19 protein-coding genes are annotated in these 22588 nt (G+C 71.0%); 4 read left to right on the top strand and 15 right to left on the bottom strand.

Annotated elements, in window-relative coordinates:
• The 11 genes from murC to NQ165_RS00100 form a co-directional block, all read right to left on the bottom strand.
• The gene (gene murC / locus NQ165_RS00150; RefSeq protein WP_257530056.1) at nt 1–1413 is read right to left on the bottom strand and encodes a UDP-N-acetylmuramate--L-alanine ligase; all 1413 of its coding nucleotides are present in this window, start codon (nt 1411–1413) and stop codon (nt 1–3) included.
• Nucleotides 1414–1466: 53 nt separating this feature from the next.
• The gene (gene murG / locus NQ165_RS00145) at nt 1467–2540 is read right to left on the bottom strand and encodes an undecaprenyldiphospho-muramoylpentapeptide beta-N-acetylglucosaminyltransferase (RefSeq protein ID WP_257530054.1); all 1074 of its coding nucleotides are present in this window, start codon (nt 2538–2540) and stop codon (nt 1467–1469) included.
• Between the two features lie 22 nt (nt 2541–2562).
• Nucleotides 2563–3789 (bottom strand): putative lipid II flippase FtsW, encoded by a 1227-nt coding sequence (gene ftsW, locus NQ165_RS00140; RefSeq protein WP_257530052.1) that lies wholly within the window; start codon nt 3787–3789, stop codon nt 2563–2565.
• Nucleotides 3740–5302, bottom strand: coding sequence for a UDP-N-acetylmuramoyl-L-alanine--D-glutamate ligase (gene murD, locus NQ165_RS00135; protein ID WP_257530050.1), 1563 nt, complete (start codon nt 5300–5302; stop codon nt 3740–3742). Before murD ends, ftsW begins: the two co-directional genes overlap by 50 nt.
• Nucleotides 5284–6393 (bottom strand): phospho-N-acetylmuramoyl-pentapeptide-transferase, encoded by a 1110-nt coding sequence (mraY, locus tag NQ165_RS00130; protein WP_257530048.1) that lies wholly within the window; start codon nt 6391–6393, stop codon nt 5284–5286. Before mraY ends, murD begins: the two co-directional genes overlap by 19 nt.
• Nucleotides 6390–7802 carry a UDP-N-acetylmuramoyl-tripeptide--D-alanyl-D-alanine ligase gene (gene murF, locus NQ165_RS00125; protein WP_257530046.1) on the bottom strand — a complete coding sequence of 471 codons (1413 nt, stop codon included), beginning with the start codon at nt 7800–7802 and terminating at the stop codon, nt 6390–6392. The genes mraY and murF overlap by 4 nt, the downstream gene beginning before the upstream one ends.
• Nucleotides 7803–7850: 48 nt before the next feature.
• Nucleotides 7851–9629, bottom strand: coding sequence for a penicillin-binding protein 2 (locus NQ165_RS00120; RefSeq protein ID WP_257530044.1), 1779 nt, complete (start codon nt 9627–9629; stop codon nt 7851–7853).
• A gap of 5 nt (nt 9630–9634) precedes the next feature.
• Nucleotides 9635–10240, bottom strand: coding sequence for a hypothetical protein (locus NQ165_RS00115; protein WP_257530042.1), 606 nt, complete (start codon nt 10238–10240; stop codon nt 9635–9637).
• Nucleotides 10237–11190: a 16S rRNA (cytosine(1402)-N(4))-methyltransferase RsmH gene (gene rsmH / locus NQ165_RS00110; RefSeq protein ID WP_257530040.1), complete on the bottom strand. Its 954-nt coding sequence runs from the start codon at nt 11188–11190 to the stop codon at nt 10237–10239. The genes NQ165_RS00115 and rsmH overlap by 4 nt, the downstream gene beginning before the upstream one ends.
• Nucleotides 11191–11288: 98 nt before the next feature.
• Nucleotides 11289–11720 (bottom strand): division/cell wall cluster transcriptional repressor MraZ, encoded by a 432-nt coding sequence (gene mraZ / locus NQ165_RS00105; RefSeq protein WP_257530505.1) that lies wholly within the window; start codon nt 11718–11720, stop codon nt 11289–11291.
• Nucleotides 11721–11889: 169 nt separating this feature from the next.
• On the bottom strand, nt 11890–12261 hold the full coding sequence (locus NQ165_RS00100) for a DUF3040 domain-containing protein (protein ID WP_257530038.1): 372 nt from the start codon (nt 12259–12261) through the stop codon (nt 11890–11892).
• 66 nt (nt 12262–12327) lie between these two features.
• Here NQ165_RS00100 and NQ165_RS00095 point away from each other — a divergent pair, with 66 nt between their 5' ends.
• The gene (locus tag NQ165_RS00095; RefSeq protein WP_257530037.1) at nt 12328–13419 is read left to right on the top strand and encodes a polyprenyl synthetase family protein; all 1092 of its coding nucleotides are present in this window, start codon (nt 12328–12330) and stop codon (nt 13417–13419) included.
• Nucleotides 13420–13460: 41 nt separating this feature from the next.
• Here the strand turns inward: NQ165_RS00095 and NQ165_RS00090 are convergent, their stop codons facing one another.
• Nucleotides 13461–13814 (bottom strand): Rv2175c family DNA-binding protein, encoded by a 354-nt coding sequence (locus NQ165_RS00090; protein WP_374679378.1) that lies wholly within the window; start codon nt 13812–13814, stop codon nt 13461–13463.
• A gap of 140 nt (nt 13815–13954) precedes the next feature.
• On the opposite strand from NQ165_RS00090, the gene NQ165_RS00085 reads away from it, so the two are divergent.
• Both NQ165_RS00085 and pknB read left to right on the top strand, forming a co-directional pair.
• A complete protein-coding gene (locus NQ165_RS00085; protein WP_257530034.1) occupies nt 13955–15184 on the top strand; it encodes a LysM peptidoglycan-binding domain-containing protein in 1230 nt (409 codons plus the stop codon).
• Nucleotides 15185–15254: 70 nt separating this feature from the next.
• The gene (pknB, locus tag NQ165_RS00080; RefSeq protein WP_257530032.1) at nt 15255–17183 is read left to right on the top strand and encodes a Stk1 family PASTA domain-containing Ser/Thr kinase; all 1929 of its coding nucleotides are present in this window, start codon (nt 15255–15257) and stop codon (nt 17181–17183) included.
• Nucleotides 17184–17519: 336 nt separating this feature from the next.
• Here pknB and NQ165_RS00075 read toward each other — a convergent pair whose 3' ends face one another.
• From NQ165_RS00075 to NQ165_RS00065, 3 genes are all read right to left on the bottom strand, one after another.
• Nucleotides 17520–18854: a class II 3-deoxy-7-phosphoheptulonate synthase gene (locus tag NQ165_RS00075; protein ID WP_257530030.1), complete on the bottom strand. Its 1335-nt coding sequence runs from the start codon at nt 18852–18854 to the stop codon at nt 17520–17522.
• Between the two features lie 61 nt (nt 18855–18915).
• Nucleotides 18916–19602, bottom strand: coding sequence for a lysophospholipid acyltransferase family protein (locus NQ165_RS00070; RefSeq protein WP_257530028.1), 687 nt, complete (start codon nt 19600–19602; stop codon nt 18916–18918).
• 2 nt (nt 19603–19604) lie between these two features.
• Nucleotides 19605–20540: an ROK family glucokinase gene (locus tag NQ165_RS00065; RefSeq protein WP_257530027.1), complete on the bottom strand. Its 936-nt coding sequence runs from the start codon at nt 20538–20540 to the stop codon at nt 19605–19607.
• 144 nt (nt 20541–20684) lie between these two features.
• On the opposite strand from NQ165_RS00065, the gene NQ165_RS00060 reads away from it, so the two are divergent.
• Nucleotides 20685–22511 (top strand): long-chain fatty acid--CoA ligase, encoded by a 1827-nt coding sequence (locus NQ165_RS00060; protein WP_257530024.1) that lies wholly within the window; start codon nt 20685–20687, stop codon nt 22509–22511.
• Nucleotides 22512–22588: the final 77 nt, after the last annotated feature.

Here is a 22588-nt window from a genome sequence, read left to right as displayed (position 1 = left end):
CTACTCCCCCGGCTGCGCGGGCGCGGCGGCGAGGGCGCCGAGCACCTGCGGGACGATGAGGTTCACGTTGCCGCAGCCGAGCGTGACGATGAAGTCGCCGTCGCGCGCGACCGCAGCGGCGCGCTCGGCGGCCTGCTGCCAGTCGGCGACGAAGTCCACGTGCGAGCGGTCGGCGAACGCGCCGCTGACGAGCGCGCCGGTGACGCCGGGCACCGGGTCCTCCCGCGCTCCGTACACGTCCAACACGACCGTGTGGTCGGCGTGGCTCTCGAGCACCTGCGCGAACTCGCGGTACATCTCCTGCGTGCGGGAGTAGGTGTGCGGCTGGTGCAGCGCGATGATGCGGCCGGAGCCCACGACCGTGCGGGCGGCCGACAGCGCAGCGGCGACCTCGGTGGGGTGGTGGGCGTAGTCGTCGTACACGCTGACGCCGCGCTGCGTGCCATGCAGCTCGAAGCGGCGGGCGGTGCCCGCGAAGTCCTCCACGGCGCGCAGCGACGCCTCGAACGGGTGTCCGAGCGTCAGCAGCACCGCGACCGCGCCGGCGGCGTTGATCGCGTTGTGCGCGCCGGGCACGCTCAACCGACCCTCGAGGCTGACTCCGTCGTGCGTGAGGGTGAAGGCCACCGGCCCGTCGGTGCGCATGCCGGTGACGCGCACGTCGGCATCCGGGTGCTCGCCGAAGGTCAGCACGTTCGGGTGACTGAGGGCGGCGGCCACGCGCTGGGCGCCCGGGTCGTCGCTCGAGATCACGACGGCCTCGCGCGCGCCGTCGGCGAAGCGGACGAACCCGTCGTAGAACGCCTCGCGGCTGCCCCAGTGGTCCAGGTGGTCCGGGTCCACGTTGGTGATGAGGGCGACCGAGGTGTCGTACAGCAGGAACGTGCCGTCGGATTCGTCCGCCTCGATGACGACCAGCTCGTCCGCGCCGGTGCCGCTCGACACACCGAGCTCGGCGATCACCCCGCCGTTGACGAAGGTGGGGTCCTCCCCCAGGCGCTGCAGCGCCGTGACGATCATGCCGGTCGACGTGGTCTTGCCGTGCGCGCCGGCCACGCTGACCAGTCGCCGCGAGCCGATGAGCCAGGCCAGCGCCTGCGACCGGTGGATGACGTGCAGTCCGCGCTGCTTGGCGAGGACGAACTCGGGGTTCTCGGGCCAGATCGCCCCCGTGTGCACGACCGTGTCGACGTCGTCGGCGAGATGCGACGCGTCGTGCCCGACGTGCACGACCGCGCCGCGGGCGGCGAGGGCCCGCAGTGCCGGGCTGTCGGCGCGGTCGGATCCGGATACGCGGATGCCGCGGTCGAGGAACATCCCGGCGAGTCCGGACATGCCCGACCCCCCGATGCCGATGAAGTGCGCGGCGGTGATGTCGTCGGGGAGGGGAAGGCTCAGGTCGGGTCGGATCATGACCCGACAAGTCTAGGTCGGGTGCCGTGAGGGACCGCTGTGCGGCGCGCCCGTCAGCGGCCGAGCGCCGCGTCGATCATCGCGATGACGTCCTCGGTGCCGGTGCGGCTGCCGACGGTCGCCGCCGCGCGGCGCATGCGCTCGCGCTCGGCCTCGTCGCCCAGCAGCGGCACGATCTCCGTGCGCACCCGATCGGCGGTGAACTCCGCGTCGGGGATCAGTCGGGCGGCACCCGCCCGCACCGCCGACGACGCGTTGAGCGCCTGCTCGCCGTTGCCGACGGCGTAGGGCACGTACACGGCAGGGATGCCGAGGGCGCTGATCTCGCTGACGGTCGCGGCGCCGGCGCGGGAGACGACGAGGTCGGCCAGCGCCAAGGCGAGGTCCATCCGATCGATGTAGGGCAGCAGCGCATAGCCCGGAACCTCAGGATCGCGCAGCTCGTTCTTCTCCCCCGCCGCCTGGAGCAGCTGCCAGCCGGCATCGAGCACGTCCTGCCACGCACCGGCGAACGCGGTGTTCAGCCGCTCGGCGCCGAGGGATCCGCCGAAGACCAGCAGCGTCGGCCGGGCGGGGTCGAGGCCGAAGTGAGCCGCGGCCTCGTCGCGCAGCGCTGCGGCATCGAGGTCGGCGATCTCCCGGCGCAGCGGCATCCCGACCACGCGGGAACGCTTCATCGGGGTGCCGGCGAAGGCGACGCCCACGCCGGCGGCGCGACGCGCACCCAGCCGGTTGGCCAGCCCCGGCCGCGCATTGGCCTCGTGCACCACGTACGGCACGCCTTCACGGGCGGCGGCGAGATAGGCCGGCGCCGAGGCGTACCCGCCGAAGCCCACGACAACGTCCACACCGTGTCGGCGGATGTGCGCACGCACCTGGGCGACCGCGCGCTGCAGGCGGGCGGGGAAGCCCGCCGCGGTGCGGTTCGGTCGGCGCGGGAAGGGCACCTTGTCGACGAACAGCAGCTCGTACCCGCGCTCGGGTACCAGCCGCGTCTCGAGGCCCTCGCGCGTGCCGAGCACCAGCACCTCGGCATCGTCGTCGCGCGCGCGGAGGCCGTCCGCGACGGCCAGCAGCGGGTTCACGTGCCCGGCGGTGCCACCGCCGGCGAGAAGGTACGTCGTCACCAGACGACCCTAACCCGGCGCGTCAGGGCAGCACGTGGGCGGCGGGCCGCGCCGGCAGGCTGCGCGCGAACGACAGCAGCACGCCGCAGGCCATGAGCACCGACAGCAGGGCGGTGCCACCCTGCGACATGAACGGCAGCGGCACGCCCAGCGAGGGGAACACGCGCAGCACGACGCCGATGTTGATGAGCGCCTGCCCGACGATCCACACCGTGATCGCACCGGCGGCGATGCGCACGAACGGGTCGTCGGTCTTGCGCACGACGTGGAAGGCGCCCACCGCGAAGATCGCGAACAGGCACAGCACGACGAAGCATCCGATGAGTCCGACCTCCTCGCCGACGATCGCGAAGATGTAGTCGTTCTCGGCGGCGGGCAGCCACGCGTACTTCTCGCGGGAGTTGCCCAGGCCCAGGCCGAACAGGCCGCCGCTGGCCAGCGCCCAGGTCGCGTGCAGCGGCTGGTAGCACAGGCCCAGGTAGTCGTCGATGCAGTTCGGGTCGAGGAAGCTCGTGATGCGCGCCATGCGGTTGTCGCTGGTGAGGGCGAAGCCGAGCACGGCGACGACGGCCAGCAGCAGCGGCGCGATGAACAGGCGCAGCCGCACGCCGGAGAAGAACAGCGCCGCCAGCAGGATCAGGAACAGCACCATCGACGTGCCCAGGTCCTTGCCCGCGAGCACCGTCGCGATGACGAGGCCGCCGAGCGGAATCACCGGGATGAACACGTGCTGCCATTTGGTGAGCAGCGACCGCTTGCGGAACAGCACGATCGCCAGCCACAGCGCGAGGGTGAGTTTGAGGAACTCCGACGGCTGCGCCTGCTGGCCGGCGATGGAGATCCAGTTGCGGTTGCCGCCGTGCTCGACGCCGATGCCCGGGACGAAGACGAGCAGCTGCAGCATGGTGGCCAGGATCAGGCCCGGCCACGCGATCTTCTTCCAGAAGGCCACGGGGAACCGGCTGAACACCAGCATGAGCGGAATGCCGATGAGGGCGAACACGCCCTGCTTCACGAGGGTGTCGTATGGGCCGAGGCCGCCCGCCGTGGAGGTCGCCGAGGTGGCCGACAGCACCATGACCAGTCCGAACCCGGTGAGCAGCAGCGCGGCGGAGACGATCAGCAGGAACTCGCTGGGCACAGGTGCGAAGACCTTGCCGAGCGATACGCGTGCGGCGAGCCCGCGCCGGGTCTCGCCGTCAGCCGGCGGCGTCGGGGGTGTCGTCCGGCTGTGCGTCGTGCTGGCCATCGCTCCCCCTTCCGATACGTTCGCGCACCGCGGCGGCGAAGCGGTTGCCGCGGTCTGTGTAGGACGCGAACTGGTCGAAGGATGCTGCGGCGGGGGCGAGCAGAACCACATCCCCGTCACGGGCGATCCCCGCCGCCAGTTCGACGACCCGCGTCATGACCTCTTCAGTGTCCGTGTCGTCGACCTCGAACACCGGGACCGCCGGGGCGTGTCGCCCGAACGCCTCGACCACCGCGGTGCGGTCGGTGCCGATGACGATGGCCGCCTTGGAGCGCGCGCCGCGACCGGCGACGAGGTCGCTGATGTCGACGCCCTTCAGCAGGCCTCCCACGACCCACACGGCACCGGGATAGGCCGCCAGCGACGAGGCCGCGGCGTGCGGATTGGTCGCCTTGGAGTCGTCGACCCAGGTCACCCCGTCCGCGACAGCGACGACCTCGATGCGGTGCGGGTCGAGCCGGAAGCGCCGCAGTGCCGCGTCGATCGCCTCGGGGGCGACGCCCAACGCCCTGGCCAGGGCGGCCGCGGCGAGGATGTTCGCGACGATGTGCGGGGCGGCGAGGCCCCGTGCCTGCAGCTCGGCGACCGTGGTCAGCTCCAGTGCGCTGGTCGCCCGCTCTTCGAGGAACGCCCGGTCCACCAGGATGCCGTCCACGACACCCAGGTCGCTCGGGCCAGGCACGCCCAGGTCGAATCCGATGGCGCGGCATCCTTCGACGACATCGGCCTGCTCGACCATCGTGCGGGTGGCCACGTCGGCCTTGTTGTACACGCACGCCACGCGCGTGTAGGAGTACACCACCGCCTTGGCGTCGCGGTACGCCTCGAAGGAGCCGTGCCACTCCAGGTGGTCGTCGGCGAGGTTCAGGCACACCGATGCCGCGGGTGAGACGGGCTGCGGTCCCGACTGCAGTCCGAGATACCAGAGCTGGTGGCTGGACAGCTCGACGACGAGGGCGTCGAACCCGGCGGGGTCGCGCACCGCGTCGAGCACGGGGACGCCGATGTTGCCGCAGGGCGCGGCGCGCAGTCCCCCCTCGACCATCATGGTCGCCGCCATCCGCGTGGTCGTGGTCTTGCCGTTGGTGCCGGTCACCAGCACCCACTCGGCCGGGCGCCCGTCCGGCCGCAGCACCTTGTCGCGCACGCGCCAGGCCAGTTCGACGTCGCCCCACAGGGGCACGCCGGCATCCTGCGCCCAGCGGATCACGGGGTGATGCGGCGGGAATCCGGGTGAGGCGACGATCACCTCGGGCGCGAAGTCGGTGAGTTCCGCCGGCACCTGCTGCAGCGACCCCGTCCAGAGCTCGGCGCCGATCACGGGCAGGAGCCGGGCGTACTCCTCCGCGGCGTTCTCGGTGAGCACGAGCACCCGCGCGCCGAGCTCGGCGAGCGTGTCGGCGACCGAGAACCCCGTCACGGACAACCCGAGCACGGCCACCCGCAGCCCGCTCCAGTCCGCATGCCAGCTGGTCAGTGCGTCCAGGCGCGAGGTCACTGCGCTGCCAGCCATTCGACGTAGAAGAAGCCCACGCCCGTGACGGCGAGCATGCCGGCGATGATCCACATGCGCACCACGATGGTGATCTCGGGCCAGCCGCGCAGTTCGAGGTGGTGGTGGAACGGACTCATCAGGAAGATGCGCTTGCCGCCGGTGGCCTTGAAGTAGTACCGCTGCAGCACGACCGATCCCGGCGCGATGACGAAGACGCCGGCGATGAGCACGGCCAGCAGCTCGGTGCGGGTCAGGATCGACATGGCGACGATCACGCCGCCGATGGACATCGAGCCCACATCGCCCATGAAGATCTTCGCCTTGGGCGCGTTCCACCAGAGGAAGCCGACGAGCGCGCCGACGAACGACGCCGCGACGATCGTCAGGTCCAGCGGGTCGCGCGTGTAGTAGCAGGCATCGGCGTACGACGGCACCAGGGCGACGCTGCTGCATCGCTGCTGGAACTGCCAGAACGCCACCAGGCTGTATGCCGAGACGGTGAAGATGCCCGCGCCGGCGGCGAGGCCGTCGAGGCCGTCGGTGAGGTTCGTCGCGTTGGACCACGCCACCGACAGGAACGACACCCACACCAGGTACAGGATCCAGCCGACGATGGCACCGAGCGCCATGAACGACAGCACCGGGATGTCGCGGAAGAGGGAGATGTAGGGCGAAGCCGGGGTGATCCCGCGGACGTTGGGGAAGTTCAGGGCGAGGATGCCGAAGGGCACCGCCACCAGCACCTGACCGAGCACCTTGCGCCAGCCGGAGAGACCGAGGCTGCGCTGACTGCGCACCTTCATCGCGTCGTCGATGAGGCCGACCACACCCAGTCCCACCATCATCCACAGCACCAGCAGGCCCGACGCGGTGGGCGGGCTCCCGCCGGTGAAGGTGCCGGTGAAGTAGCCGACCAGGGCGCCCAGGATGAAGACGATGCCGCCCATCGTGGGCGTGCCGCGCTTGGCGGCGTGCTGCGGGTTGTTGCCGTCTTCGGGGGTGCGGATCACCTGCCCCCAGCCCAGCCGCTCGAACAGGCGGATGAACAGGGGCGTGAGGAACAGCGTGAACGCCAATGAGATCGTGGCGGCGACGAGGAGGGATCTCACGAGAACGATTCTCCCAGACGATCGCCCAGATGCCTCAGGCCGGCCGAATTGGACGACTTCACCAGCACGCGGTCGCCGTCGCGAAGCTCCCCCATGAGGTAGTCGTACGCCTCATCGGCGGTCGCGAAGAACACCGCCTCGCCGTCCCACGACCCTTCGGAGATCACGGAGATGAACAGGCGCCGCGCTTCAGCGCCGATCACCACGATGCGGCGGATGTTCAGCCGAACGGCCAGCAGACCGATGCGGTCGTGCTCCTCGCCGGCGTACTCCCCCAGTTCGCTCATGGCGCCCAGCACCGCCACCGTGCGCTCCCCGGGGCCGACGATCTGCGCGAGGGTGCGCAGCGCCGCGGCCATCGAGTCGGGGCTGGCGTTGTAGGCGTCGTTGATGATGCGGACGCGCTCGGACCCGAGCGGCTGCATGCGCCACCGCTCGGCGAGGTCCATCGTCTCCAGGCGCGCGACGGCGGACGCCGCAGGCACCCCGAGGGCGACGGCGGCGGTCAGGGCGGCCAGCGCGTTCATGACGTGGTGCTCCCCCAGCACCCGCAGGCGCAGCGGCATCCGCTCGCCGTCGACGACGACCGTGCAGGTGGTGCCGTCGGCGTGCACCTCGACGTCCTCCGCGCGGACGTCGGCCGCGCTCGTGCGGCCGAACCAGCGCACGTCCTGATCGCGCTCGGCGGCGATGGACGCCATCGTCGCCACACGCGAATCGTCGGCGTTCAGCACGGCGACGCCGCCGCGGCGCACCGCGTGGATCAGCTCGGACTTCGCCCGCAGCGTCGCCTCGACACCGCCGAACCCGCCGGCGTGGGCCATCCCCACCATGAGCACCACCCCGATGTCGGGCTCGACGAGCCCCGCGAGGCGCGCGATCTCGCCGGGACCGCTCGCGCCGAACTCACTGACGAGGTACCGGGTGTCGGCCGTGACCCGCAGCATGGTCAGCGGGGCGCCGACCTCGTTGTTGAACGACGCGCGCGGCGCCACGGTCTCACCCTCGTCCTGCAGGATGCGGGCGAGCATGTTCTTGGTCGTGGTCTTGCCGTTCGAGCCGGTGATGCCCACGATGCGCAGGTCTCCCCCGGCCCGCACGCGTGCGACGACCTCGCGCGCCAGGTCGGCCAGGGCCGCCACGGCGTCGGCGACGACGATCTGCGAGATCTCGGCATCCACCGGTCGCTCGACGAGCGCCAGCACGGCACCGCGCTCGAGGGCGGCGCCGACAAACAGGTGTCCGTCGGTGTCGGCCCCCGGCTTGGCGACGAACAGTCCGCCGGGTTCGATGAGGCGGGAATCGGTGTCCACCCCGCCGGACACGACGGTGTCGGGACCGGCACCGGCAACCGGGCGCAGCTCGCCTCCGGTGGCGCGGGCGACTTCCGCGAACGTCAAGGGGATCATGGGTGTCCGTTCTCGATCATGAGCACGCACGCCCGTGCAGGGGCGCGATCAGTGCGTCTTGGGAAGAAGGGGCGTCTGCGAGCCGGAGGGCAGAACGCGGTAGTTCTTGAGCACCTGCGTCATGGCCTTCTGGAAGGCCTGACGGTTCGCAGCAGACGACTTAATCGTAGTCGGCTCGTCCAGGGTGGTCAGCACGATGTACTGCGGATCGTCGGCCGGCACGATGCCGATGAGCGAGGTGAAGTAGACCCCCGCCTTGTACGCCCCGTCGCCGGCGATCTGCGCGGTGCCGGTCTTGGCGGCGATGCGGTAGCCGTCGACGGCGATGAACGGACCCATCTGCGCCTGCACTGCGACGTTCTCGAGCATGAGCGTGACCGCATCGGCAGCCTCCTGCGAGACCACCCGCTCGGGCTCGGGCAGGTCGGGCTCGACCACGGTGCCGTCGGCGAGTGTGCACGACTCCACGAGCGACAGCGGCATCTTGATCCCGCCGTTGGCGAGCGCCTGGTAGGCGCTGGCCACCTGGGGCGAGGTCATCGTGAAGCCCTGCCCGAAGGTCGTGGCGTAGAAAGTCTGGTTGTCCCACTCCGACGCGGGGTACAGCACGCCCTGCGGCTCCTGAGGCCATCCGACCGCGGTGCCCCGCCCCACGCCGAACCGCTCCAGGTAGTCGTGTCGCACCTCGGCGGAGAGCATCTCGCCGAATTTCGACAGGGCCACGTTCGACGAGTCGATGAGGGCGCCGGTCAGGGTGTAGTTGAGCACCGGGTGCGATTCGAAGTCGCCCACGCGTGCGCCGTTGGGGAAGACCTCGTAGTCGCCCGCCGTCACCGTGGTGTCGGGCGTCGCCACGCCCGCGTCGATGACGCTGGCGGCGGTGATCGCCTTCAGGGTGGAGCCCGGCTCGTACGACTCGAGGAACAGCCGCGACCCCCGGTCCTCTGCGGCGGATCCGTCGACGTTGTTGGGGTCGACCGTGGGGTACTCCGCTGCCGCCCGGATCTTCCCCGTGGCGACTTCGACCACGAGGATCGCGCCGCTGTTGGCCTGCTTGTTCTGCACTTCTTCGGCGACGAGCTGCTGCAGGTACCACTGCAGGTCGCGGTCGATCGTCAGCTGCAGTGTGCCGCCGTCGACAGCGGGCGTCTCCGTCACCGTGCCCGGGATGACGACGCCGTCCTTGCCCCGCTGGTAGAGGCGCTCCCCGTCGGCCGCGGAGAGGCAGGTGTTCTCCATCTGCTCGATACCCGCCAGCGGCTCGCCGTCACCGCCCATGAAGCCCAGGAGGTTGCCGGCGACGGCGCCGTCGGGGTACGTGCGCTGCGGGTGCATGTCGAACCGCAGGTACGGGGCGCGCAGCTCGGCAAGGGCACGGTACTGCTCGGTCGTCAGCCCGCGCTTCAGGTAGGCGAAGCGGCTGCCCGGATCCTTGGCGAGTGCCTGCGCGACGATCCCCTGCACTTCGGCGGCGGTCTGTCCGGTGATCGCCGCCATCTCCGCCGACACCTGCTCCCACGGCACCTCGACGGTGACGCCGTCGACCTCGCGCTCGATGGGACCGACATTGAGCGGGTCGAGCTTGCCGTCGTACATCAGGATGCTCGTGGCCAGCGCGTCGCCGTCGGCATCCACGATCTCGCCTCGCGTGCCGTACAGGTGCTCCCGGGCGCCCAGCGCCAGTGCCTGCGAGTCGGCGATGTGCTCGTCGGCGTTGACGACCTGGATGTCGACGAGCCGCACGATGAAGCCGGCCAGCACCGCCAGGACCACGGCGAGGGCGACGATGGTGCGCCGACGCGGGCTGCGGGAGGCTCGGGTCGTCATGTCAGTCAGTGTGTGCGGGGAACAGGGAGACCGTCGGACACGGGCGGGGGTGTCGCGGCATCGGCCGCGGCAGCGGCGTCGGATGCCGTCTCCTCGGGCACGGCCACGCCGCCGATGGTGGCGCTGGGCGCGGTGACCAGCGGTGCGTCGGCGATGAGGGCGTTGGGCACGGCGGGTCGGCCGAGCGCGTCGATCGTGGAGCCTCCGAGCGCTGCGGCGCCGGAGCCGAGGACCGCCCCGTCGCTCAGGCGCAGGTAGCTGGGCGACTCGGCGATGACCATGCCGAGCGCGGAGGCGTTCGCCGCGAGGAACTGCGGAGAGCTCAAGCCGGCGACGTCGTCGATGAGGATCTGCTTCTGGTAGGTCAGGTCGCGCTGCTCGCGGGTGAGTTGGGACACCTCGTAGGAGCCCTGGGTCATGAGGATCGACAGGCCCATCTGCGCCGTGCCGATGGCGATGGCGCCGCTGACGGCGATGATTCCGTACAGCAGGCGCGGCCGACGGCGCGGCGTGGGAACGGGAACGGCTTCGAGGCGCCGACCGGGGGCGGACGACGGTGTCGGCAGAGCGCGTGCGGCGGCGGCCGCGGAGCTCAAGGGCAGCGTGCTCATGCGTCCTCCCGCAGTCGCTCGGCGGCGCGCAGGCGCACGGGCGTGGCCCGGGGGTTGCGTGCGCGCTCCTCGGCGGTGGCGAGCTCCGCGCCCCTGACCAGCAGCCGCATCCGCGGGGCGTGCTCGGGCAGCTCCACCGGCAGTCCGGCCGGAGCAGTGGATGCCGACGCCGCCGCCAGCTCACGCTTGACCAGGCGGTCCTCCAGCGACTGGTACGACAGCACGACGATGCGTCCGCCGACGGGCAGGAGCCCCAGCGCGGCCGGGATCGCGCGCTCCAGCGCGGACAGTTCGGCGTTGACTTCGACGCGCAGCGCCTGGAAGACGCGCTTGGCGGGGTGGCCGGCGTTCATCAGAGCCGCCGGGGTCGCCGCCTGCAGGATGTCCACCAGCCGGCCGGAGCGCTCGATCGGCTCCGTACGGCGGGCCTCGATGATCGCGCGGGCGTAGCGGCCGGCGAGCTTCTCCTCGCCATAGCGCTCGAAGATGCGGCGCAGATCCCCTTCGCCGTAGGTGGCGAGGATGTCCGCGGCGGTGGTGCCGGCGCTCTGGTCCATGCGCATGTCCAGCGGCGCGTCCTGCGCATAGGCGAAGCCGCGGTCGGCCTCGTCCAGCTGCAGGGACGACACGCCCAGGTCGAACAGGATCGCGTCGGCCGCGTGCGCGCCGGCGCCGCGCACCGCGTCGACGATGCCGTCGTAGACGGTGTGCACCAGGGTGACCCGGTCGCCGAAGCGGGCCAGGCGCTCCCCCGCGATCCGCAGGGCGTCGCTGTCGCGGTCCAGACCGATCAGGCGCGCCTGCGGGAACCGCTCGAGCATGGCCTCGGAGTGGCCTCCCATGCCGAGGGTGGCGTCGACGTACACGGCCCCCTCGTGCTGCAGGGCGGGACCGAGCAGCTCGACGCAGCGGTCGAGCATGACGGGGGTGTGGATGTCACGGGCTTCCATGATGTGAAGGGCGTGGCCCTCGATCCTGATCCCCATCCGCTCCGACCTGGCACCGGGGAAGTGTGTCAGGGCGTGCGGCTGGGAGTCACGATCGAGGCTCAGAACAGGCCCGGGATCACCTCCTCCTCCATGTCGGAGTAGCTGTCTTCGTTTCCTTCGGCGTACGCGTTCCACGCGTCGGCGTTCCAGATCTCGGCGTGCGCGCCGACGCCGGTGACCACGAGCTCGCGGTCGAGGTTGGCGTAGGCGCGCAGGGGCGGCGGGATCGTGATGCGGTTCTGGCTGTCGGGCTTCTCCGCGCTGGCTGCGGAGAGGAACATGCGCTGGAAGTCACGCGACTGCTTGTTGGTCAGCGGCGCCTCACGGATGCGCTCGTACACCCGCTCGAACTCGGCGGTGCTGAACACGTACAGGCAGCGTTCCTGCCCGCGCGTGATGACGATGCCCGGACCGAGGTCGTCGCGGAACTTCGCCGGAAGGATGACGCGGCCCTTGTCGTCGAGCTTGGGAGTGTGCGTGCCCAACAGCATCGCCACCACCCCCTTCGTCCGGCCCCGTCCAGGTAGCGCCACTTTACTCCACTTCCCTCCACTTCACTACACATCAGGAAGAATCCCCTCCACGATCGGCACGAGGGTGCGGGCGCACGCAAAAAGAGCACCGACCCGGAGGTCGATGCTCTTTTGCGAAGCGGAGGGATCAGCTCCCGCCGTGGCGGCGATCCCAGCGTTCGTTCATGCGGTCCATGAACGAGGTGGAGGAACGTGGAGAGCCGGTGCGCGGCGACCGGTCTGCCGTCGGCGCACGACCGGGGTCGCGGGTGGGGGTGACGGCCAGCACGACGCCGCCCAGCATGACGATGAACGCCACGACGCCGATGGCCACGATGCTCGAGGAGACCCCCGCGATCAGCCCCCCGAGGCCGAGCAGCACGAGAACCGTGCCGTAGACGATGTTGCGGTAGCTGAGCGTGCGTCCGTCGCGAGGCGCGCTCACCACGTCGGCGTCGTTGCGCATGAGATGGCGTTCCATCTCATCGAGCAGGCGCTGCTCCTGTTCGGACAGTGGCATGCATCCCCCTTGTGAGGTCCCAATAGCGACGATTCTACCCGTCGCTCTGAGAACTAGGCTAGGCCCGTGTCGCCCTTCCCGGATCCCGTCGAAGCTGTTTCCCAGCGACTGATCGCATTCTTCGCAGAGCAGCGTGAGTCCACCCGAGCCGACGGGCCGGAGGCGGTGTCGTTCGTCGACGCGGCAGCCGCTGCCGTCACCGGCGGAAAGCGCCTGCGCGCGCGGTTCTGCATCACGGGCTGGCGCGCGGTCGCCGAAGCAGGCGGACGGCGACCGGGAGCCGTGCCGACCGAGGTGATCGACGCCGCCGCCGCCCTCGAGATCTTCCAGGCCGCCGCCCTCGTGCACGACGACCTCATCGACAACTCCGACACCCGCCGCGGCCGCCCTGCCGCGCACCGAGCGCTCGAAGCCGGGCATCGGGATGCGGGCTGGCTCGGTGACGAGGCCGAGTTCGGCCGCTCTGCGGCCATCCTGCTCGGCGACCTGCTGGTCGCCTGGAGCGACGACCTCTTCGAGACGGGACTGCGCTCCGCCACGCACGCGCCGACGGCGCGCCAGGAGTACGCCCGCATGCGCCGCGACGTCACGGTGGGGCAGTTCCTCGACATCGCCGAGGAGGCCGCCTTCCGCCAGTCGCCCGACAGCGAGCACGCCGAGCGGGCACTGCGGGTCGCGTCCCTGAAATCCGCGCGGTACAGCGTGCAGCAGCCTCTGCTGGTGGGAGCGGCACTCGCCGGCGCCGACGCGTCGCAGCATGCCGCCCTGGCTGCGTTCGGTCACCCAGTCGGCCTGGCGTTCCAGCTGCGCGACGACGTGCTGGGCGTGTTCGGGGACGCAGCCGTGACGGGCAAGCCCTCCGGAGACGACCTGCGCGAAGGAAAGCGCACGGTGCTGATCGCCTATGCGCGCGAGGCGCTGCCCGCCGGTGCCCGTCACACGCTCGACGAGCTCGTGGGCGATCCGCTGCTGGACGCCGACCAGGTCGCCGCCCTGCAGCGGACCATCTCGGAATCGGGCGCGCTCGCTCGGGTGGAGGCTCTGATCGCGGATTACACCGCCGAGGCGGACCGCGCCCTGCGCGGTGCACGACTGGGGGATGCCGCGGTGGGCGAACTGCGCGACCTCACCCGGGCGGCGACGGCACGCACCTCCTGAGCGACGGACGGCCGGCGCCCGCGGGGGTCAGTCGGCGCGCGTCAGGCGAGCGTCTGCGCGACGCGGCGCACTTCGCTCTTGCGACCCTGCCGCAGCGCCTGGATGGGCGGCATGCCGATCGAGTCGTCGTGCTCGAGCAGCCAGTCGATGACCTCGTCGTCGCTGAAGCCGGCGTCGTGCAGCACGATGGCCGTGCCCCGCAGCGACGACAGCGGCTGCCCGTCGACGATGAACACCTCCGGCACGGCGAGATTGCCGGTGCGGCGGGATGCCACCAGGTGGCTCTCGTCGATGAGTCGCCGCACCCGGCCGAGCGGCTCGCCGAGGATCTCGACGAGGTCGGGCAGGGTCAGCCAGGTGGTCTCGATGCGTGCAGGGGTGGTGTCGCCGGTCACCCTTCCATGATGGCATCCGCTCGGCGGCGGATCGCGCGGAGGATGAGAATCTCATCATCAACACCGGTAACTTGCGTCACACCCGTTGCCTCCTTCACCACCTCCGTGACACCGTGACGACGTCGAGAAGGAGACCCGCCATGCGACGACGCCCTGCCCTCGTGCCCGCCCGAGCCGCCACCCCCACGACGGCCGCGTTCGCTCGACCGGCCGCCACGGCCGTGAAGCGGCACTGGCCCGCCGCCGTCGCCGGCTCGGTCGCGCTGCTGCTGACGAGCGCGCCCGCCGCGCAGGCGGCGCCGCACCCCGTCAGCCGCGAAGCCCGCACGCCGGCTGCCTCCGGTGCGGCGGCGAAGACCGTCGCCCGCGTGCTGCCCGCCACCGCTCCCCCGGCCACGCACACCGTGCAGTCCGGCGACACCGTCACCTCGATCGCCGCCGCCTACGGGCTGCGCGTCGCCGACGTGCTCGCGCTGAACGGCCTGGACCGGTCCTCCCTCATCCACCCCGGGCAGACGCTGCTCCTCGCCGCCACCGCCCCCGCCGCGCCGCAGGCCGCCCCCGTACCCGCCGCTGCGCAGGCTCATACGGTCGCCGCCGGCGACACGATGCACGCCATCGCCGGACGCCACGGCGTCTCGCTCGACGCCCTGCTGGCCGCCAACGGCATGGACCGCTCGTCGATCATCTACCCGGGACAGGAGATCGTCCTGCCCGGGGCCGAGATGCAGCGCGCGGCATCCGTCGCCCCCGCCGCACCCGCCGCACCGGCTGCACCCGCGGCACCGCCGACGCCTGCTCCGGTGGGCGCCACGCACGAGATCGCGGCCGGCGACACGATGACCGCCGTCGCGGCCCGCTACGGAGTCACGCTCGACGCCCTGCTCGCGGCCAACGGCATGGACCGCACCTCGATCATCTTCCCCGGGCAGCGGGTCGAGATCCCCGCCGCCACCGTGGCCGGCCTCGACGCCGAGCAGGTGGACACCGCACGCACCATCATCCGGATCGGAAGGGAACTGGGGGTGCCCGACCGGGGCATCGCCATCGCCCTGGCGACCGGAATGGTCGAATCCTGGCTGCGCAACCTCGACTGGGGCGACCGCGACTCGCTGGGCGTGTTCCAGCAGCGGCCGAGCCAGGGGTGGGGCACCGCCGAGCAGGTGCGCGATGTGGAACGAGCCACGCGGGTCTTCTTCGGCGGTCCCGCCGATCCCAACGGCGACGCGAGCCGCGGACTGCTGGATACCCCGGGCTGGGAGTCCCTGGCGTTCACCGACGCCGCCCAGGCCGTGCAGGTCTCGGCCTATCCCGACCGCTACGGCGAGTGGGAGAAGCAGGCCTTCGGCTGGCTCGCCGCCCTCGGCTGAGCGCATCAGCCCTTCGGGTCAGGGTGAGCCGCTACCCGGCCAGACCCGGCGTGCTCCGTAGACTCTCAGCGTGAGCACGAGCCAGCAGACGGACCCGCTGATCGGCCGTCTGGTCGACGGCCGGTACCGGGTGCGCGCTCGCATCGCCCGCGGAGGCATGGCCACGGTGTACGTGGCGACCGATCTGCGCCTCGAACGGCGCATCGCGCTGAAGGTCATGCACGGGCATCTTTCGGATGATTCGATCTTCCAGAGCCGCTTCATCCAGGAGGCGCGCGCCGCCGCCCGGCTGGCCGATCCGCACGTGGTGAACGTGTTCGACCAGGGCCAGGACGGCGACATGGCGTACCTCGTCATGGAGTACCTGCCGGGCATCACGCTGCGCGAACTGCTGCGCGAGCAGCGACGCCTGACGGTGCCCCAGACCATCACGATCATGGATGCCGTGCTCTCGGGGCTGGCGGCGGCGCACCGCGCCGGCATCGTGCACCGCGACGTCAAACCCGAGAACGTGCTGCTTGCCGAAGACGGCCGCATCAAGATCGGCGACTTCGGCCTGGCGCGCGCCACCACCGCCAACACCGCGACCGGGCAGCAGCTGCTGGGCACCATCGCCTACCTCGCCCCCGAGCTCGTCACCCGCGGCAGCGCCGACGCCCGCAGCGACATCTACGCCCTCGGCATCATGCTGTACGAGATGCTCACCGGAGAGCAGCCCTACCAGGGCGAGCAGCCGATGCAGATCGCCTATCAGCACGCCACTGATTCGGTGCCGCGGCCCAGCGCGAAGAACCCGGGCGTTCCGGAGCCGCTGGACGAGCTCGTGCTCTGGGCGACGGAGCGCTCCCCCGACGAGCGCCCCTCCGACGCGCGCGAGATGCTGGACCGGCTGCGCGAGATCGAACGGGAGCTCGGCGTCAGCCCGCAAGTCGTGCGCACCGCGCCGGTGGGGATCATCGTCGACGACGAGACCCTCGACTCCGACGAGATGACGAAGGTCCTGCCGGGCGCCTTCACCGCCCCCACCGTGACCTCCGAAGTGGACAACGCCACCCGACTGCGGCGCCGCACGAAGCGCAACGCCATCAAGGGCGGCTGGCTGATCGCCCTGGTGCTGCTGCTGGCCGGCCTCGCCGGTGGCGCCGGCTGGTGGTTCGGCTCCGGGCCCGGCTCCCAGGTGGCCGTGCCCGACGTCATCGGGTCGACCTTCGCCGAGGCGCAGGCGGCCTTCGCTGCCGAGACCCTGCAGGCGGTCGAGGAGGGCGAGAACAACCTCGACGTGCCGGTGGGCCAGGTGATCCGCACCGACCCGACGCCGGGCACGCGCGTCGACCAGGAGACCACCGTCACGGTGTTCGTCTCCCGCGGGCCGGCCGAGATCTCGCTGAGCGCGCTGGCGGGTATGTCCGAGGCGCAGGCGCGCGAGTACCTGACCCAGAACATCGTGCGGGTGCAGGACGAGGTGGGCCGGGAGTTCCGGGACGATGCCGAGCGGGACATCGTGATCGCGGCATCGGTCACCCCGCGTGACGGCGGCGACCCGGTGGACTGCACCGGCGGCTGCACCGCGCGGCAGGACGACGTCGCCTCCCTCACCGTCTCGGCCGGTGCCGTGCCCAACGTGACCGATACGAGCGTCGACACCGCCACACGCACCCTCGAGGATGTCGGGCTCGTCGTCTCGCCCGACCGGCTCGGCGAATGGAGCGGCAGCATCGCCGAGGGACGCGTCCTGTGGGTCGCGGGCGTCGACGGGACGCTGCGCCCCGGCGATACGGTCACGCTCGTCGTCTCGAAGGGCCCGGAGCCGATCCAGGTGCCCGATGTGGTCGACCTGACCGTCGCCGAGGCCATGGACGTGCTCACCGAGGCCGGCTTCGAGCCCGGCACCGCGCTCCCCCGGATCGTCTGGGGGATCTTCACCGTCAGCGGCACGTCCCCCGCGGCCGGCTCGTGGGAGCGCCCGGGCACCACGGTGACGGTCCGCGCGACCGGCTGAGGCGTGCCGCTGGGCGCCTGAGCGCGCGGCAACCGTCGCAGCGCGCGGCATCCCTCTCACCGCGCGGTATCCGTCGCCGCACCGCGCGGCATCCCTCTCAGCGCGCGGCAACCGCCGCCGAGATGCGGGGATCTGCCCGAATGCGGACCGGATGCCGCACGGGCATCCGCATCTCGGCAGATCGCCGCACCCGGGCGCAGGCGGCCGCGCACCACCGGGCGCAGGCGGCTGCGTCCGCGCTCCGCACTCGGCGCACGCGGCGCCGCCCCGCACCCGGGCGCACGCGGCTGCGCCCGGGCCCGCGCCCGAACGCGCGGGGCAGGCGCGGCACGCGGCTCAGCGCTTCTCGAGCTCCTCGGCGACGAGGAACGCCAGCTCCAGGCTCTGCATGTGGTTCAGGCGCGGGTCGCACAGCGACTCGTACCGCGTCGCCAAGGTGGCCTCGTCGATCATCTCCGACCCACCCAGGCACTCGGTCACGTCGTCGCCGGTGAGCTCGACGTGGATGCCGCCGGGGAAGGTCCCCACGGCGCGATGCGCCTCGAAGAAGCCACGCACCTCGTCCACGACGTCGTCGAAGCGACGCGTCTTGTAGCCGGTGGGCGTCGTGATGCCGTTGCCGTGCATCGGGTCGGTCACCCACAGCGGCGTCGCCCCGGAGTCCTTGACGGCCTCCAGCAGAGGCGGCAGCGCGTCGCGGATCTTGCCCGCGCCCATGCGCGTGATGAAGGTCAGCCGGCCCGGCTCGCGCTCGGGATCGAGCTTGTCGATCAACGCCAGCGCGGTGTCGGTCGACGTGGTCGGGCCGAGCTTCACGCCGATCGGGTTGCGGATCTTCGAGAAGTAATCGACGTGCGCGCCGTCGAGGTCGCGGGTGCGCTCCCCGATCCACAGGAAGTGCGCCGAGGTGTTGTACGGCGTGCCGGTGCGCGAGTCGATGCGGGTCATCGGCCGCTCGTAGTCCATCAGCAGGCCCTCGTGCCCGGTGTAGAACTCCACGCGACGCAGCTCGTCGAAGTCCGCGCCCGCGGCCTCCATGAACTTGATGGCACGGTCGATCTCGCCCGCCAGGCGCTCGTAGCGCTGGTTGGCCGGGTTCGAGGCGAACCCCTTGTTCCAGCTGTGCACCTCGCGCAGGTCCGCGAAGCCACCCTGGGTGAACGCGCGGATGAGGTTCAGGGTGGAAACCGCGGTGTGGTAGCCCTTCAGCAGGCGCTGCGGGTCGGGCTGACGCGACAGCTCGGTGAAGTCGAAGCCGTTGACGATGTCGCCGCGGTAGGCCGGCAGCGTGACGTCGCCGCGGGTCTCGGTGTCGCTCGAGCGGGGCTTGGCGAACTGCCCGGCCATGCGGCCCATCTTCACCACGGGCATGGAGGCGCCGTAGGTCAGCACGACGGCCATCTGCAGCACCGTCTTGATGCGGTTGCGGATCTGCTCGGCCGTGGCACCGGCGAAGGTCTCGGCGCAGTCGCCTCCCTGCAGCAGGAACGCCTGACCCGACGCGGCGCGGGCGAGCCGCTCGCGCAGCAGGTCCACCTCGCCGGCGAAGACCAGCGGCGGCAACGTCGCGATCTCGCTCGAAACGGCGGCCACGGCGTCCGGGTCCGCCCACAGGGGCTGTTGCTTGATGGGCAGTCCCCGCCAGGCGTCAAGGGGGTCGTTCTGGGGCATACGGCCAGTCTATCCGCGCCCCATCGGCGGGCCGCGCCGTGTGACGACGGTGCGGGAGGGGTCAGGATGCCGCGGCGGCGCGGCTCTTGACGGTCGAGGCGTAGACGTCGTCGTACCGCTGCTCTCCCAGGCGCTGCAGAGCCGCCATGATCTCGTCGGTGACCGAGCGCAGCACGTACCGGTCCCCCTCCATCCCGCGGAAGCGGGAGAAGTCCAGCGGCTCGCCGATCACCATGCCCACGCGACCGACCCGCGGGATGGTGCGCCCTATGGGCATGACCGCGTCGGTGTCGACCATCACGACGGGGATCACCGGGACGCGCGCCTCCAGCGCCATGCGCGCGATGCCGGTGCGCCCCCGGTAGAGCTTGCCGTCGGGGCTGCGGGTGCCTTCGGGGTAGATGCCGAGCAGGTCCCCCCGCCCGAGCACCTGCAGGCCGGTGTTCAGCGAGGCTTCGGACGCCTTGCCGCCGGTGCGATCGATGGGGATCTGACCGGTGGCCTTCATGAACATGCGCGTGGCCCAGCCTTTGATCCCCTTGCCGGTGAAGTAGTCGCTCTTGGCGAGGAACGACATCGGCCGGTCGATCATGAGCGGCAGGAAGACCGAGTCGCTCACGGACAGGTGGTTGCTGGCGAGGATGGCGGCGCCGTCGCGCGGCACGTTCGAGCGGCCCACGATCCACGGTCGGAAGATCGCTTTCACGACCGGCCCGATCACGATGTATTTCATGAGCCAGTAGAACACCGCTACACGCTCCTGCCCGCCAGATCGGCGACGCCGATCAAGCCGGCGTCGTTGCCGAGCTGGGCGATGACGAAGGCGGCGATGGGTCTCTCGCCGAACCCGGGGAGCGACGTCTCGTACGCCGCGCGCACCGGCTCCAGCAGGGTCTCGCCCAGCTGCGCCACGCCCCCGCCGATGACGAAGAGCTCGGGGTCGAGCGCGGCTTGGATGCCGCCGCACGCCTCGCCCAGTGCCGTCGCCACCCGATGCAGCGCTTCAACGGCGCCCGGGTCGTCGGCCAGGATGAGCCGCGAGATGGCGGCGCCGGCGATCTCGCCCTTCTCGGCGCGCACCTCCGCCAGGGCCGCACCGATGCCGCCGGCGTCGGCGATGTCGTTCGCCTCGCGCTGCAGGGCCCTGCCGGAGGCGTACTGCTCCAGGCATCCGTGCTGACCGCATCCGCACAGCCGTCCCTCGCGGATGAACCGCGTGTGGCCGAGTTCTGCGGCGATGCCGTGACCGCCGTAGGCCAGCTCGCCGCGCGTGACGATCGCGCCGCCGACACCGGTGCCGAGGGTCAGCATGACCATCTCGTCCACGCCGCGTCCCGCCCCGAAGCGGAACTCGCCCCACCCGGCGGCGTTGGCGTCGTTCTCGATGACCACGGGGCGGCCGATGCGCTTCTCGAGGTTCTCGCGGAGAGGCTCATTACGCCACGCGATGTTCGGCGCATGCAGCACGACCGAGCGGGTGCGATCGATGAAGCCGGCCGCAGCGACCCCCACCGCCGCGATGTCGTGCTCCTGCATGAAGTGGCGGGCCATGTCGCCGACGGCGTCGGCGAGGTCTGCGGTGTCCACCGGGGTGTCCACGCGGAGCTTCTCGACGATGGTGCCGTCGTCGTCGACCACGCCTCCCGCGATCTTCGTTCCACCGATGTCGATTCCGACCTTGAGCACGCGGCATCCTTCCCGCCGCTGCAGCGCGCAGGGCGTCTTGAAGTCTAGTGCGCGGCGGCTTTTCCCGGAGTGAGGGCATCCTATGGATACACTCAGTTTCGACGCTATAACCCGATTTTCCCGTTCGGTACCGAAGGAGTTGCCGTGGTTCAATTCGAAACCCCCGCGATCGTCACCCCCGACCCGCAGGCCAACATCAGCGACCTGCTCGCGGAGCGTGTCAAAGCCACCCCCGATCTGGCACTGTTCGCCGTGCCCGAGAACGGCGGCTGGCGCGACATCACCGCGGCCGACTTCGAGCGGGAGGTGATCAGCCTCGCGAAGGGCCTCGTGGCCGCCGGCATCGAGCCGGGCGACAAGGTCGGCTTCCTGGCGCGCACGACCTACCAGTGGACGCTGGTCGATTTCGCGATCTTCTACGCCGGCGCCGTCATGGTGCCGATCTACGAGACCAGCTCCGCTGCGCAGATCCAGTGGAACCTCGCCGACTCCGGCGCGATCGCCTGCATCGTCGAGTCCGCCGCCCACGAAGCGCGGCTGGCGGAGGTGCGCGGCGAACTGCCCCTCATCCGCGAGACCTGGACGATGGAGACCGGCGGCCTCGACACCCTGCGTGCGCAGGGCACGTCGGTGCCGGACGAGGAGATCGAGCGACGTCGCAACCTCGCCGTCGGCTCGGACATCGCCACGCTGATCTACACCTCCGGCTCGACCGGGCGCCCCAAGGGCTGCGTGCTGACGCACAGCAACTTCGTCGAGCTCTCGCGCAACTCGGGCAAGGCGCTGAGCGAGGTCGTCGCCGAGCCGGGCGCCTCGACGCTGCTGTTCATCACGACCGCTCACGTCTTCGCACGGTTCATCTCGATCCTGAACGTCCACGCGGGCGTGAAGACGGGTCACGAGCCCGACACCAAGCAGCTGCTCACCGCGCTCGGCAGCTTCAAGCCGACCTACCTGCTGGCTGTGCCGCGCGTGTTCGAGAAGGTGTACAACTCCGCCGAGCAGAAGGCCGAGGCCGGCGGCAAGGGCAAGATCTTCCGCGCCGCCGCGAACGCCGCCATCGAGCACTCGACGCTGCTGCAGGACGGCAAGAAGGTCCCGCTGGGACTGGCGCTGAAGTTCCGCGTCTTCGACAAGCTCGTCTACAGCAAGCTGCGCACCGCCATGGGCGGCCGCGTGAAGTTCGCCGTGTCGGGCTCGGCCCCCCTCGGCCCGCGCCTGGGTCACTTCTTCCACAGCCTGGGTGTCGTCATCCTCGAGGGCTACGGCCTCACCGAGACCACGGCACCGGCCACGGTGAACCTCGCCACCAAGTCGAAGATCGGCACCGTCGGTCCCGTGCTGCCCGGCGTCGGCATCCGGCTCGGCGAGGACAACGAGATCGAGGTGCGCGGCATCAACGTCTTCAAGGAGTACTGGCGCAACCCCGAGGCCACGGCCGCGGCGTTCGACGACGGGTGGTTCAAGACCGGCGACATCGGCTCGTTCGACGCCGACGGCTTCCTCACCATCACGGGCCGCAAGAAGGAGATCATCGTCACCGCCGGCGGCAAGAACGTCGCCCCCGCCGCGCTCGAGGACCCGATCCGCGCGAACCCGATCGTCGGCCAGGTGGTCGTCGTCGGCGATCAGAAGCCGTTCATCTCCGCCCTGATCACGCTCGACTCCGAGATGCTGCCGACCTGGCTCGCCAACAACGGGCTGCCTGCCGACATGTCGCTGGAAGCCGCGTCACGCGACCCGAAGGTGCGCGCGGAGGTGCAGCGGGCGGTCGACAACGCCAACGCGCACGTGTCGCGGGCCGAGTCGATCCGCAAGTTCGTCGTGCTGAGCACCGAGTGGAGCGAGGCGAGCGGTCACCTGACGCCGAAGATGTCGATCAAGCGGAACGTCATCATGGACGACTTCTCGTCCGAGATCGAGGACCTCTACTCGGTCCCCGTGTCGACCACGAACGTCCCGCTCGGCTGAGCGGAGACCGTGAGACCGCAACTGGCGGCCGAGACAGTGGGTGTTCCCCACGGTTTCGGCCGCCAGTTGCTGTTTCA

The organism is Microbacterium sp. zg.Y1084 (assembly GCF_024623595.1).
Taxonomy (GTDB): Bacteria; Actinomycetota; Actinomycetes; order Actinomycetales; family Microbacteriaceae; genus Microbacterium; species Microbacterium wangruii.
Note: the sequence above shows the minus strand (reverse complement) of the source record. Positions and strands in the feature narration are given on the sequence as shown.